This window comes from Paractinoplanes lichenicola, from assembly GCF_016785085.1.
GTDB lineage: Bacteria > Actinomycetota > Actinomycetes > Mycobacteriales > Micromonosporaceae > Actinoplanes > Actinoplanes lichenicola.
On record NZ_JAENHO010000004.1, the window covers coordinates 73,187 to 85,367 of the forward strand.

A 12,181-nucleotide genomic window follows, 5' to 3' on the forward strand; every position below is an offset into this window, starting at 1 on the left:
CCGACTGAGCCCCACTGATCGGCACACGGTGGCGGTTGTTGAGGAGGGTCGGTCAGCTCATCTTCTGGATCACGTTGCGGAATCGGTGCAGGTCGTGGCGGCGGCGCTCGAGCGTGGTGGCGATCAGCACGAGCAGCAGCCCGGCCACGGCCAGCGGGATCCACCGCGGGATGAGATCCCACAGCTGGGCCAGCTCGTGCAGGGCCAGCACGACCAGGACCCCGCCGCCGGCCAGCACGGGCGCCCGCAGCCGGAAGACCGCCCCGGCGACCAGGATCGCCACCGCCGCCACCCCGAGCAGCAGCCGCCGCAGGTATTGGTCGTCGGCGGCGAGCACCGAGGCCAGGCTGGGCAGCAGCGCGGCGGCCAGCGCCGGGCCGTAGGCGACCCAGCTCGAGGCGCCGCGGCCGAAGAGCAGACCGGCCAGCAGGGCGACGGCGGCCGCCGGCACCGTGTACGCCTCCAGCGTGGTGACGCCGTTGGCCGCGAGCACCAGGAGGCCGGCGACCACCTCGGCGGCCACGGCGGCGAGCAGGTAGCCCCGGCGTCGCGCCCGCACCCCCAGCACCAGGCCCCACAGGCCGAGCACGATGGCGGCGCGCTCGGCGTCCTCGACGACCAGCAGGAGGGCGAGCGTCGCGCCGGTGTGCGCGGCGACCTCGGCCGGCCACTTGCGGACCACGGTGACCAGGGCCGACGCGGCCAGGACGGCGAGCGCCTGCGGCAGGAGGTCGTCGGTGAGCGCGGCCGCTCCCATCCAGGCGGCGGCGGGCACGGCCAGCAGACCGGCCAGCAGGCTGCCGGTGCGCAGATCGCCCCGGGCCAGGACCGCGGTGGCGCAGCCGAGCGCGGCCACGGCGGCGAAGACGGCAGCGGCCACACCGGGCTCGGCCAAGCCGGCCGCGATCGCGTACACCGTGAGCGGGAGGGCGACGAAGACGGCGGAGCGGCTGACCCGCAGCGTCACCGCCAGGGCCGCCGCGACGACCGCCAGGGCCAGGATCGGGGCGCACCACCAGGGCAGCTGCAGGCCGGTCAGGACGATCAGGCCCACCGTGGCCAGGGCCGCGGTGACCCGCCCGGCCGCGGGCATCAGCACGACCGCGGCCGCGCCGAGCAGGGCCAGGGCGATCGGCAGGGACCACCCCTCGCTCGGCTGCGCCTCGTCGAAGTGGGCGAGCAGCAGCATGCGGAACGCCTCGACCATGGTCCAGCCGAAGGCGAACGCGGCGGGCGTGGACAAAGCGGCGACGGCCCCGAGGCGGGCGCCCAGACCGGCCTGCGGCACGACCATGACCAGCACGGCCAGCGCCAGCACGACCGCGGCGATCACGGGCAGGGCGTTGAGCTCGGCCGGGGCCAGCAGCACGGCCACCCGGCCCGCGGCGACGGCCAGCGCCACGACCAGCAGGCCGCTCGCGATCTGCCGGGCCACCGGAGCGGCGGCGACCAGGGCTCCGGCCAGCACGACGAGCGCGGCGGTCAGCAACGCCGCGCCGCGGGCGGCGGCCAGCGCCGGGTCCTCCGTGTCGAACAGGCCGGCCAGGGCGAACTGGGCCGCGACGAGGGCGGCCAGACTGCCCGCGAGGACGGCGGTCAGGCCGAGACCGCCGCGCCTGACGGCCAGGACGGCGACGTTGAGAGCGGCCACCGCGGCGAAGGTGAAGCCCCAGACCGCCGGGCCGGGTTCGGCCGCCGCGACCAGCACCGGGAGCACCGGCTGGGCCGTCAGCAGCGCGGCGAAGCGGGGACCGGTCAGGCCGGTGACGTGCTCATATCCGGCGGCGACGGCGGCCGTGACGGCGAACACCGCGCCCGCGTAGCCCCAGCCGGAGCCGTCGGCCACGCCGAACAGGTTGACGTACCAGGCGGCGTACCCGTCCAGCAGCATCAGCAGCAGGCCGATGGCGGCGAAGGTCTCGGCCGTGCCCGTCAGGCGGCGGCGCAGCGCCAGGAACGGCACGGCCAGGGCGGCGCCGGTGAACCCGGCCAGCACGACGGCCCGTCCGCCCACGCCGAACTGGGCCCAGGCCACCGCGGTGAAGACGATCGCGGCCACGGCCAGCAGGAGGCCGCCGAGCGCGAAAAGAATGGTCTGGACGAGACGGCCACTCGTTTCTTTCGTCGGATGTTCCGGGACGATGCCGGCTCGGACTCGCGTGGCGGCGGCTTGGCGCCGGTTCCATACCTGCCCCAGCGTGGTCTCCAGCCCGGAGACGACCAGCCGGGCGGCCAGCAGCTGCCGGTTCAGCTCGGCGATCTCGGCGTCCGCCCGGACGACCTCGATCGCGTCCGGGTCGGGGCCGCGGCCGCAGGACGGGCAGCCGCTCTCCGGCGAGGCCGGCGTTCCGCAGTGCGGGCAGGGGTACGTCATGCCACAGATCCTTGCCGGGCGCCCCGGGAAGTGGTTGAGCTTGCGTACTCAACGTTGCCCGCCATAATGCTCGGCAATGATCGAGACCAATGCGCTGACGAAACGGTTCGGCAAGGTCGAGGCCGTACGGGAGGTGACCTTCACGGCCGCCCCCGGGCGCGTCACCGGCTTCCTCGGCATGAACGGCTCGGGCAAGACGACCACCCTGCGGATGCTGCTCGGGCTCACCCGGCCCACCTCCGGCAGCGCCCTGATCAACGGGCAACGCTACCGCGACCTGACCGACCCGCTGCGGCAGGTCGGGGCCGTGCTCGAGCAGGGCCTGATACACCCCGGGCAGACCGGGCGCGGCCACCTGCACACCCAGGCGCTGCTGAGCGGGGTCGGCAAGCAGCGCACCGAGCACCTGCTGGAATACGTGGGCCTGGCCGGCGCCGCAACCATGCGCACCGGCGACTACTCGCTGGGCATGCGGCAGCGGCTCGCGGTGGCCACGGCGCTGCTCGGCGAGCCGCCGGTGCTGGTGCTCGACGAGCCGGCCAACGGCCTCGACCCGTCCGGCATGGCCTGGCTGCGCGGGCTGCTGCGCGACCACGCCGAGGCGGGCGGCACCGTGCTCATCTCCAGCCACCTGCTGGCCGAGCTCGAGCTGCTCATCGACGACGTCGTGATCATCGCCGACGGCCAGGTCCGGCTGGCGGCGCCGCTGTCGTTCGAGTCCCATTTGCGCGTACGGGGTCGCGACCCGCACCGGTTGTGGCAGGTGTTCGAGCAGGCGGGCGCCGCGGTGCGAACCGACGGGAGCGGGCTGTTCGTGACCGGGATCAGCCCCGAGGACGCCGGCGAGCTCGCTTTGCACGTCCAAGTTCCCCTGTACGAGCTGACGGTGGAGACGCCGAGCCTGGAGAAGCTGTTCCTCGACCTGGCGGCCGCCGCATGATCGCCGTGCTGCGCAGCGAGCTCCACCGCACCCTGACCGTCCCGTCGAACTGGATCTCGATCGGCGCCGCGATCGTCCTCGGCATGTCGTTCGCGCTGTTCAGTGTCGACTTCTGGTCGCTCTTCGTGGCGCTCGGCGTCTTCGGCACCGCGGTCGTCACCACCACCCAGCACTACCAGCACCGTACGGCGATGCTGCTGTTCCTCGGCCGGCCGCGGCGCTGGGTCGCCCTGCTCGCCCAGTGCCTCGCCGCCACCCTGATCGGCCTGGTGATGACGGCCGTGAGCGGCGTGACGACCATCCTCTCGGGCGACCTGGCCCAGTTCGCGGGCACCCTGGCGGCCGTACCTTTCCTCGCCGTCTTCGGCGTGGCCAGCGGCACGCTGCTGCGCCGCCCGGTCCCGCTGTTCATCGGCTACGGCACGTGGTTCGTCTTCGCCGAGGGGCTGGCGTTCCGCTTCAAACAGCCCCTCCCGTTCACGACGTTCATGAGCGCGGCCGGCGGCAACAACCCCCTCGGCCTGCTGTTCTTCGCCGGCTGGACAACCCTGGCCCTGGCGATCGCCCTCTGGACGATCCGCCGCGACCTCACCGACTGAACCCGGCCTTCCCGGTCACCGGCCCGCTTGACAAGAAAGCTAGCCGGTCGGCAAGCTAGTTTGCATGCGTGCCCTCCGGTTTCACTCCTACGGCGCTCCCGCCGACGTCCTGCGGCTGGACGACATCGCCGTTCCCGAGCCGGGTCCCGGCGAGATCCGCGTCGCCGTCGAAGCCTGCGGTCTGACCCCTGCGGACTGGGCGATCTGCGGTGGCCTGCACGACGGGGTGCTGCCGCGTGGCATCGGCCTAGAGATCTCCGGCATCGTCGACGCCATCGGTCCCGGCGTCACCGGGGTCGCACTCGGCGACCCGGTCCTGGGGCCGTCCAGCTACACCGGGGCCTCGGCCGGCGCCGCCGAGCAGGCCATCATGACCGACTGGCATCCCCGGCCCGCCGGGCTGAGCGCGGCCGAGGCGGCCGCGCTGCCGATGGCCTTCGAGACCGCCCAGCGCGGCCTCGACGTCCTCGGTGACGTCTCCGGCAAGACGGTCCTGATCAGCGGGGCCGGGACCACGATCGGGCTGGCCGGCGCCCAGCTCGCGCTGCTCTCCGGCGCCCGCGTCATCGCCGGCGCCGGCCCGGCCTTCGCCGACCGGCTGCGCGCGGCCGGGGCCCAGGTCGTTCCGTACGGCGAAGGGCTCGGCCGCCGCGTCTCGGACCTGGCCGGCGGCCCGGTCGACCTCGTCTTCGACAGCGCGCCGGCCGGCACGATGCCCGAACTGCTGACCACCGTCACCGACCCCGCCCACATCGTCACCGCGACCGACTTCGCCGCGCTGACGGAGCACGGGGTGCGCAGCACCGGCATGACCATGCGCTACGACGTGCTCACGAGATATGCCGAGCTCGCCGCGCAGGGCACGCTCTTCATGCCGATCGCCGGCACCTACCCCTTGGAGGACTGGCGCGAGCCCCTGGCCGCCAGCCAGTCGGGCCGGGCCCGCGGCAAGCACGTCCTGATCCCGTGAGGGCCGACAACCGGCGCACCGACACCCGCGACCGGGTGCTCGCCGTCGCCCTGGAACTGTTCGCCCAGCAGGGATATCAGGTCACCTCGCTGCGGGAGATCGCCGACCGGCTCGGGGTCACCAAGGCGGCCGTCTACTTCCACTTCCGCACCAAGCAAGAGATCCTCACCGCGCTTCTGCGCGGCTACGCCGACGTCGTGGTCGCCCTGGTCGCCGACGCCGAGCGGGGCCGGCCGCTGACCGCCGCCGACGAGGAGGCGCTGCTGCGCCGTTACGCGGCCTTCCAGCAGCAGTGGGGTTTCGGTTTCGTCCTGCTCGTCCGGCAGAACTACGCCGAGGTCCGCGACCTGCCGATCGGTGCGGAGGTCCGGGAGCGCACCGCCGAGCTGGTGCGGGCCCTCGCCCCGGCCGGCGCGGGGCCGAAGGAGCTGCTGCGGGTGCGCATGGCGTTGACGACGTTCCAGGTCGCGGCGTCCACGGAAGATCCGGTCGCCTTCGAGGCCGCCGTCGCCGTCGCCCTGGAGATCCTTCGAAGCGGACGTGACATGGACCACTCGGCGTCACAGCCGTGACGGTGGTGGCCGTCTCGCGGGCATGACTGACATCGTGATCCTCGGGGCGGGCTACGCCGGCCTCGCCGCCGCCACCAATCTCGCCGGCCGCACCCGCAAGCGCGAGGACGTCCGCATCACCCTGGTCAACGCCGCTCCCCGCTTCACCGAGCGGCTGCGCCTGCACTCCACCGCCGCCGGCCACGCCACGGCCGACTTCGACCTCGCCGGGCTCGCGGCCACCGCGGGCTTCACTTTCATCCCCGGCTGGATCACCGCGGTGGACGCCGGCGCCCGTACGGTCCGGGTCGACGACGAGCGCACCCTCCACTTCGACACCCTGGTCTGGGCGCTCGGCAGCACCGCCGACACGAGTGACGTGCCCGGGGCGGCCGAGCACGCGTACACGCTGGACAGCTTCGCCGATGCCCAGGCCCTGGCCGCGCGCCTCAACGACCTGCACACGGGCACTGTTCTGGTCTGCGGCACGGGCCTGACCGGCGTCGAGACGGCCGCCGAGATCGCCGAGCGCCACCCGCACCTGACCGTCCACCTGCGCGGCCGCGACGAGCCCGGTGCGACGCTCACCCCCAAGGCCCGGTCCTATCTTCAAGGCGTGTTGACCCGTTTGGACGTACGGGTGGAAACCGGCGCCGACATCGTCAAGGTGCTCCCGGACGACGCCGACGTGATCGTCTGGACGGCCGGCACCCGGGTCTCGCCCCTGGCCGCCGCGGCGGGGCTCGCGGTCGACGAGCGCGGCCGCATCGTCACCGACCCGGTCCTCAGATCAACGTCCCACCCCCACGTGTACGCCGTCGGGGACGCCGCCGCCGTCCGGCAGCGCTACGGGATCATGCACGGCACGTGCCAGGGCGGGATGCCGACCGGGGTCCACGCCGCGCAGGCGATCGCCCGCGAGCTGGACGGCCGGGAGCCGCGGCCGTTCCGGTTCGGCTACTACCACGCGCCGATCAGCCTGGGCCGCCGCGACGCCGTCGTGCAGTTCACGCACCCCGACGACAGCCCGCGCCGCGGCTACCTGACCGGTCGCGCCGCCGTCTGGTACAAGGAGACGGTGAGCGCCTCGCCCTGGCCGACCTACGCCCGCATGCTCAAGCAGCCGGGTCTGGCGTCGTGGTGGCCGCGCGGGGGCCGGTTCACCCGATGACCGTCTTCGACCAGCATCGGCGGCTGCTATTCGCGATCGCCTACCGCATTCTCGGCTCGGCCACCGACGCGGAGGACGCGGTGCAGGAAGCCTGGCTGAAGTGGTCGGCGGCGGACCGCTCGGAGGTGGCCGACCCGAAGGCGTACCTGGCCCGCATCGTCACCAACCAGGCGATGGATCAGCTGCGCTCGGCCCGGCACCAGCGCGAGACGTACGTCGGCCCGTGGCTGCCCGAGCCGGTGCTGACCACCGAGGACGTCTCGAAGGACGACATCTCGACGGCCATGCTGGTGGTGCTCGAGACGCTCGGCCCGCTCGAGCGTGCGGTGTTCGTCCTGCGCGAGGTCTTCGATTTCCCGTACGGGGAGATCGCGGCCGCCGTCGACCGCAGCGAGGACGCCGTACGGCAGGCCGCGCACCGGGCCCGTGAGCACGTGCGGGCGCGGCGTCCCCGGTTCGTCGCCGACCGCCGCCGGCAGCGTGACGTCACCGACCGTTTCCTGGCCGCGGCGACCGGCGGCGACATCAACGGGCTGATGCAGTTGCTGGCCCCGGACGTCACGTTGTGGACCGACGGCGGGGGCAAGGTGCGTCAGGCCCGCAAACCCGTCTCGGGCGCCGCACGGGTGGCCGCGTGGATGGCCGGGGTCTCCCAGGTCCCGTACGAGGGAATTGCTCCTGCCGACATGCGGGCCGAGGTGGTCGAGCTCAACGGGACGGTGGGCGTGCTCTTCACCGGGGCCGGCCGCGTGGTCGCCACCCTGACGTTCGACCTCGACGAGGACGGGCTGATCCGCGAGATCTTCAACATGGCCAACCCCGACAAGCTGCGCGCCGTCACGCGTGGCTGACCCATTCCGACCAGCGCTCGACCGTGATCTCCACGAACGGCCCGTCCGGCGGCGTCTCCCGATACTGCGGATAGCGCTCTTTCAACACATCGAGAGCCTTCCCGTACGCATCCAGCACGCGCGCCGTCCCGTCGGCGCGCACCCACCACAGGCGCGACCAGTCCTGCTCGTAATGGTCGGCGAGCACGCTGACCCGCGGCTCGGCGGCGATGTTGGCCAGCCGTTTGAGCGCCCGCGACCGTTTCGGCTTGCCGTCCACCGCGAAGACGATCGTGCCCTCGACGAGCGCGAACACGATCGGCACGAGGTGCGGCATCCCGTCCGCTCCGACCGTCGCCAGCCGGGCCACCGGGACGGAGGCGAACCGTTCGGCGGGGGTCACCGTCCGGTCAGCTCGCCGATCGCCGCCTCCCACTTCTCGAGGGCGGGCTCGACCACGCTCCACGGCCCCGACGGCAGCCACACCGACACCCGGTCGATCCCGGCCTGCTCGCAGCGCTCCAGGGCCTTCGGGTCGGGCGGCACGCTCAGCATCTGCACCTGCAGGTAACGGTCGGCGCGGGCGCGCAGCTCGGCGATCCGCTCGAACACGTTCTCGTCGCGCCACTGCGGGAACCAGCCGTCGCCGTACGCGAGCACCCGGTCGAGCACGGTCGGGCCGCCGCCCCCGATCAGGATCGGCGGGTGCGGGCGCTGGGCCGGCTTGGGCCACGACCAGATGCGGTCGAAGTTGACGTACTCGCCGTGGAAGGTGGCCTCGTCGTGCCGCCAGATCTCGCGCATGGCCTGGATGCGCTCGGTCATGACCGGAACCCGTACGCGGGCATCTGTTCCGTGGTTTGCCATCTCCTCGCGATTCCAGCCCAGCCCGACGCCGAACTCGAACCGCCCGCCGCTGAGATGGTCGACGCTGGCCACCTCCTTCGCGGTCGTGATCGGATCGCGCTCGGTGACCAGGCAGACGCCGCTGCCCACCCGCAGCCGGCTGGTCGCCTCGGCCGCCGCGGTCAGCGCCACGAACAGGTCGTACGTGTGCCAGTACTTCTGCGGCAGCCGCTCACCGCCGGGCCAGGGCGTCGCCCGGCTCGCCGGGATGTGCGTGTGCTCGGCGAAGAACAGGGCCGAGTGCCCCCGCTCCTCGACCCGCCGGGCGATCTCGCCGGGCCGCATGCCGTCGTGCGTGGGGAAATAACCGACACCGAATTCCATAGGGGGAGTCTATGAACCGGACGGCTCCGAACACCGTGTGAGGAGAAAGCGCGGAGGGAGAGTCTCATGATTCTCGGTATCGCCGTCGGAGCCGCCCTGCTGACCGGCTTCCTGTTCGGCTTCCTGTGTTTCAAGAAGACCAACCAGTTCTGCGGCCGCTGCGGCGTCACCCGCGAATGCCCGATCTGCCCGGCGGCCGCCCCTCAGAGCGGGCGGAACAACAGCAGGTCACGGATCATGGCCATCCGCTCGGGCGTCATCCCCGCGCAGTAGACGACCAGCTCGTCCGGGCTGGTGAAGCCCTGCCGCAGCCCGCGCTGCAGGGCGATCTCATCGGCCAGCGGCTGCGGAATCTGCAACGAGTACGCCAGCCAGGCCGCCGGCATGTGGTTGACGTCGACCAGCCCGCCGTCGTCGTACTGCCGGCCTTCGATGTCGGGCCGTCCGATCCGCAGCTCCCACGCCATGCCAGGGTTGGACCGCACCAGCTCCCGCGCCTCCTCCCGGCGCTGCACCCGCCAGGCCGCGGCCGCCACCGCCGGCGGGGGTGGCACCTGCTTGGCCACCTTGAGCTGCAGGAAGACGGTGTGCAGGGTGCCACCGAGCCACACGATCAGCAGAAACGCGGCCATCGCGAGGTCGTACGCCGTGCCCCGATCGGCGCTGGGATCGTCCGGCGCGGTCAGCCCCGCACCACAGGCGAACCCGACGGTCACCACCAGATAGGCCACCGCCGCGGCCATGTGCGCCCGCGACTTCAGCTTGTAGCCACCGGTGAAAACCATGGCAAAGGCCCCGAACCCGCACGTGAACGTGGGGACGAGAAACCACCACCAGGTCGTGTTGCGCTTCGCGGGCCCGGGCCCCGGAACAGGAGAAACAGCAGGGTGCACCGCAAGATCATAAGAAACCCGCAGCCCACCGCCGCATGGACGGGGCTCGGCCGTTCAGCCGAGAATGCGAGACATCTGGACGCTGGGATACCCCGGTCGAGCTACAGCGACCGGAGCGACCCGGCCCTGGAGCTCATCCACGAACTGGCCCTCGAGTACGGGCTGACCATCTGGGATCCGCAGAACAGGTCCGTCTACCGGCCGGTGAGAGCGCCCTCACGCGAGGACGTCGAGGCCTGGTGGCGTGACCTGCTCGACGGCCGGAGCAGCCGGTCGGAAACCCACGAACGGGTCCGGCTGTGGGTCGAGGACCCGCCCGAACCCATCGCGGACCCGATCACCTTGATGGGACTGCAGCACCTCCACGGCTTCGGCCTCACCGACGGCGAGCAGATCCAAGCCACGTTCGACCAGTGGATCGCCCACTGCGAAAGATTCGACGCCGACCCCGCCGGCTGGCAACGGGACCGCTACCTCGAAGCGCTGAAGGGAGTCCTGCGCGAGCAGGGTACGCAACACGCCTGGTCCCTCGCCGACCGCCTGACAGCTCGGGGCTGGGTGACACCCGATGACGTAGCCCAAGTCTTCGGTTCGCCCGCTTTTCAGGTGGGTCCGCCGACTCCGCCGGTCCATCCTGCCCGCTGAAGGATTTCGTCGGCGATCGCTGCGGGAGGGCGGTCGTTCGTGACCGTGAAGTCGGCGACGGCGGTGTCGATCGGGGCGAGCCCCTGCCGGTCCAGCGAGTCGAGAAGACGTTCGAGCTTGGACCCCGTGTCGCGCCGGCGCAGGCGATCGCGCACGGTGCCGACATCAGCGACCAGTCCGACCACCCGGACCTCGCAGTCCGCGAGGCTCGCCAGGTAGCGCTGCCGCACGGCCGCGGTCTCGATGACGGCGGCAACGACCAGGAATTGCGCGCCGGCCGCCTTGAAGTTCGCCCACACCGCGGCGAGATTGGCGCACTTGAGCTCGTCGTAGCCCGCGAAGCGATTTATCGGAGGCGGCCCGAACTGCGCCAACTGGTCCGTGTCGACGACCGCCGTGGCCTGCCCGGCTTCGGTCATCGCTCGCCCGACGGCGGCGGCCACCGTCGACTTCCCCACCCCGGCCATGCCGCTGAGCACCAGGGCTCGGCACGCGGGCGGCCGAACGGCCGGGCTGTCCGCCCGCAACTCGAACCAATAATTGACTGTGGGGCCCTGCGTGGCCAGGCCGCCGCCCATCGACTCGTAAAGCGCCCGGGCGGCGGCATTCGCCTCACCCGTCGTCAAGAACATCCTGTTGGCGCCGTCCCGCACACCGGCCGACATGAACGCCCGGAGCAGCCCCCGGCCGATACCCTGCCGCCGGTGCTCAGGCCGCACCTCCAGCCGGTGCAGGTAGAGCATCGCAGAGGTGTCCGGCCGGACCAGGTGATAGCCCCAGCACCACCCGAGAACGTCGTCACCGTCGTGGGCCACGAAGGCCACAGTGCCTGGACTTTCAAGAAACGCCCGGCCCCCGCCGGGAGCCGTCCCGAAGGTCGCCGCGGCCAGATCGAAGAGCCGCGAGTCGGCCGTCGTCACTCGAGTGATCACGCGCCATTCTCACCCTGGGCTCGCCATGACCACGAGCCCAAGGCGCCGCGTTCGGACGGACGCGGGTCAGGAGGCGTTCAGGATGATGGGGCCCGCGGCGGCGGCCTTTCATGTGCCCCGATCGGTGAGTCGATCGTCCCGGCGGGGCCCGGTCCGTATCATTGCTCTGCCATGCCCGAGCCCACATCGTCGCCCGGAACTGCCTCGACGGCGGAGCGGATCGTCGCTGCCGCGATGGGTCTGCTCGCGGAGGGCGGAAGTGAGCGGCTGTCGACCCGTGCGGTTTGCGACGCGGCGGGCGTTCAGCCGCCCACGATCTATCGGCTGTTCGGCAGCATGAACGGGCTGCTCGACGCGGTCGCGCGCGAGGGGTTCCTGATCCATCAGCGCGGCTATCGCGGTCTCGAGCAGTCGGACGATCCGGTCGATATCCTCCGCAAGGGCTGGGATCAGCACGTCGCCTTCGGGCTGGCGAATCCCTATCTGTATTCGATCATGTATGGCCGCGCCGATCCGGCCACACCGTCGTTCGCCGCCGTGGCCGCCAATGAGGGTCTGCGCTACTCCATCCGCCGCCTCGCGGAAGCCGGGCTGCTGCGCGTCGACGAGGAGTTCGCCGCGTTCTCGGTCACCGCGGCCGGGGTCGGTACGACATTCACCTTGCTGACGGTTCCCGAGGAGAACCGTTCGCTCGACGAATCCGCACGGATGCGGGAGATGCTCATCCGCTCGATCGTGTCGGACCGGCCCGAGGCGCCCGACGCCGGCGTCGTGGGAACCGCCGCCGCCCTGAACGTCCTGCTCGACACGAGCAGCGAGCTGCATCCGGCCGAACGGGGCCTGATGCACCACTGGCTCGATCGTCTGGCTCGGTCGCAGGACGCCGATCGGAACGGTCCGCCGGCATAATTCCGGCCGCCGCCGCTCGTCAATCGGACTTCGTCCATGCTGAGGCGTGGGCCACTTCTGTCGTCGCGCCCCTTGTCACCAGGCCATGTTTAACCGCTAACGTTGCCGTGTTAGCAGTTTATGATCGCCGCCTGGAG

14 protein-coding genes are annotated in these 12,181 nt (G+C 71.9%); 9 read left to right on the forward strand and 5 right to left on the reverse strand.

All coding sequences use genetic code 11. From position 1 onward, the window contains the following. Window positions 1–52: 52 nt before the first annotated feature. On the reverse strand, window positions 53–2,374 hold the full coding sequence (locus JKJ07_RS13690; RefSeq protein ID WP_202991892.1) for an SCO7613 C-terminal domain-containing membrane protein: 2,322 nt from the start codon (window positions 2,372–2,374) through the stop codon (window positions 53–55). Window positions 2,375–2,450: 76 nt separating this feature from the next. On the opposite strand from JKJ07_RS13690, the gene JKJ07_RS13695 reads away from it, so the two are divergent. The 6 genes from JKJ07_RS13695 (at window position 2,451) to JKJ07_RS13720 (ending at window position 7,456) form a co-directional block, all read left to right on the forward strand. Further along, entirely contained in the window at window positions 2,451–3,314 is an 864-nt protein-coding gene (locus tag JKJ07_RS13695; protein WP_202991893.1) for an ATP-binding cassette domain-containing protein, read from the forward strand. After that, entirely contained in the window at window positions 3,311–3,913 is a 603-nt protein-coding gene (locus JKJ07_RS13700; protein WP_202991894.1) for a hypothetical protein, read from the forward strand. Before JKJ07_RS13695 ends, JKJ07_RS13700 begins: the two co-directional genes overlap by 4 nt. 64 nt (window positions 3,914–3,977) lie before the next feature. Continuing rightward, on the forward strand, window positions 3,978–4,883 hold the full coding sequence (locus JKJ07_RS13705) for an NADP-dependent oxidoreductase (protein WP_202991895.1): 906 nt from the start codon (window positions 3,978–3,980) through the stop codon (window positions 4,881–4,883). Further along, window positions 4,880–5,455 (forward strand): TetR/AcrR family transcriptional regulator, encoded by a 576-nt coding sequence (locus JKJ07_RS13710; protein ID WP_202991896.1) that lies wholly within the window; start codon window positions 4,880–4,882, stop codon window positions 5,453–5,455. The genes JKJ07_RS13705 and JKJ07_RS13710 overlap by 4 nt, the downstream gene beginning before the upstream one ends. 22 nt (window positions 5,456–5,477) lie before the next feature. Further along, window positions 5,478–6,605 (forward strand): NAD(P)/FAD-dependent oxidoreductase, encoded by a 1,128-nt coding sequence (locus JKJ07_RS13715; protein WP_202991897.1) that lies wholly within the window; start codon window positions 5,478–5,480, stop codon window positions 6,603–6,605. Next, on the forward strand, window positions 6,602–7,456 hold the full coding sequence (locus JKJ07_RS13720) for an RNA polymerase sigma-70 factor (RefSeq protein WP_202991898.1): 855 nt from the start codon (window positions 6,602–6,604) through the stop codon (window positions 7,454–7,456). Before JKJ07_RS13715 ends, JKJ07_RS13720 begins: the two co-directional genes overlap by 4 nt. On the opposite strand, the gene JKJ07_RS13725 is transcribed toward JKJ07_RS13720, so the two are convergent. After that, window positions 7,443–7,838, reverse strand: coding sequence for a TIGR03668 family PPOX class F420-dependent oxidoreductase (locus JKJ07_RS13725; protein ID WP_202991899.1), 396 nt, complete (start codon window positions 7,836–7,838; stop codon window positions 7,443–7,445). The genes JKJ07_RS13720 and JKJ07_RS13725 overlap by 14 nt on opposite strands. Then, entirely contained in the window at window positions 7,835–8,665 is an 831-nt protein-coding gene (locus tag JKJ07_RS13730) for an LLM class F420-dependent oxidoreductase (RefSeq protein WP_202991900.1), read from the reverse strand. The genes JKJ07_RS13725 and JKJ07_RS13730 overlap by 4 nt, the downstream gene beginning before the upstream one ends. A 66-nt stretch (window positions 8,666–8,731) precedes the next feature. On the opposite strand from JKJ07_RS13730, the gene JKJ07_RS13735 reads away from it, so the two are divergent. Beyond that, the gene (locus JKJ07_RS13735) at window positions 8,732–8,938 is read left to right on the forward strand and encodes a hypothetical protein (RefSeq protein WP_202991901.1); all 207 of its coding nucleotides are present in this window, start codon (window positions 8,732–8,734) and stop codon (window positions 8,936–8,938) included. Here JKJ07_RS13735 and JKJ07_RS13740 read toward each other — a convergent pair. Next, window positions 8,869–9,558 (reverse strand): hypothetical protein, encoded by a 690-nt coding sequence (locus tag JKJ07_RS13740; protein ID WP_202991902.1) that lies wholly within the window; start codon window positions 9,556–9,558, stop codon window positions 8,869–8,871. The genes JKJ07_RS13735 and JKJ07_RS13740 overlap by 70 nt on opposite strands. Here JKJ07_RS13740 and JKJ07_RS13745 point away from each other — a divergent pair. Further along, a complete protein-coding gene (locus tag JKJ07_RS13745) occupies window positions 9,553–10,203 on the forward strand; it encodes a hypothetical protein (RefSeq protein WP_202991903.1) in 651 nt (216 codons plus the stop codon). The two genes, JKJ07_RS13740 and JKJ07_RS13745, sit on opposite strands and share 6 nt — an antisense overlap. Here JKJ07_RS13745 and JKJ07_RS13750 read toward each other — a convergent pair. Then, window positions 10,161–11,135: a GNAT family N-acetyltransferase gene (locus JKJ07_RS13750; protein WP_202991904.1), complete on the reverse strand. Its 975-nt coding sequence runs from the start codon at window positions 11,133–11,135 to the stop codon at window positions 10,161–10,163. The two genes, JKJ07_RS13745 and JKJ07_RS13750, sit on opposite strands and share 43 nt — an antisense overlap. A 171-nt stretch (window positions 11,136–11,306) precedes the next feature. On the opposite strand from JKJ07_RS13750, the gene JKJ07_RS13755 reads away from it, so the two are divergent. Beyond that, on the forward strand, window positions 11,307–12,044 hold the full coding sequence (locus JKJ07_RS13755; protein WP_202991905.1) for a TetR/AcrR family transcriptional regulator: 738 nt from the start codon (window positions 11,307–11,309) through the stop codon (window positions 12,042–12,044). Window positions 12,045–12,181 lie beyond the last annotated feature (137 nt).

What these genes read in the sequence shown, in the direction of transcription:
- JKJ07_RS13690 (WP_202991892.1), bottom strand. Translation starts at nt 2,374, where the DNA reads ATGACGTACCCCTGCCCGCACTGCGGAACGCCGGCCTCGCCGGAGAGC.
- JKJ07_RS13695 (WP_202991893.1), top strand. Translation starts at nt 2,451, where the DNA reads ATGATCGAGACCAATGCGCTGACGAAACGGTTCGGCAAGGTCGAGGCC.
- JKJ07_RS13700 (WP_202991894.1), top strand. Translation starts at nt 3,311, where the DNA reads ATGATCGCCGTGCTGCGCAGCGAGCTCCACCGCACCCTGACCGTCCCG.
- JKJ07_RS13705 (WP_202991895.1), top strand. Translation starts at nt 3,978, where the DNA reads ATGCGTGCCCTCCGGTTTCACTCCTACGGCGCTCCCGCCGACGTCCTG.
- JKJ07_RS13715 (WP_202991897.1), top strand. Translation starts at nt 5,478, where the DNA reads ATGACTGACATCGTGATCCTCGGGGCGGGCTACGCCGGCCTCGCCGCC.
- JKJ07_RS13720 (WP_202991898.1), top strand. Translation starts at nt 6,602, where the DNA reads ATGACCGTCTTCGACCAGCATCGGCGGCTGCTATTCGCGATCGCCTAC.
- JKJ07_RS13730 (WP_202991900.1), bottom strand. Translation starts at nt 8,665, where the DNA reads ATGGAATTCGGTGTCGGTTATTTCCCCACGCACGACGGCATGCGGCCC.
- JKJ07_RS13735 (WP_202991901.1), top strand. Translation starts at nt 8,732, where the DNA reads ATGATTCTCGGTATCGCCGTCGGAGCCGCCCTGCTGACCGGCTTCCTG.
- JKJ07_RS13755 (WP_202991905.1), top strand. Translation starts at nt 11,307, where the DNA reads ATGCCCGAGCCCACATCGTCGCCCGGAACTGCCTCGACGGCGGAGCGG.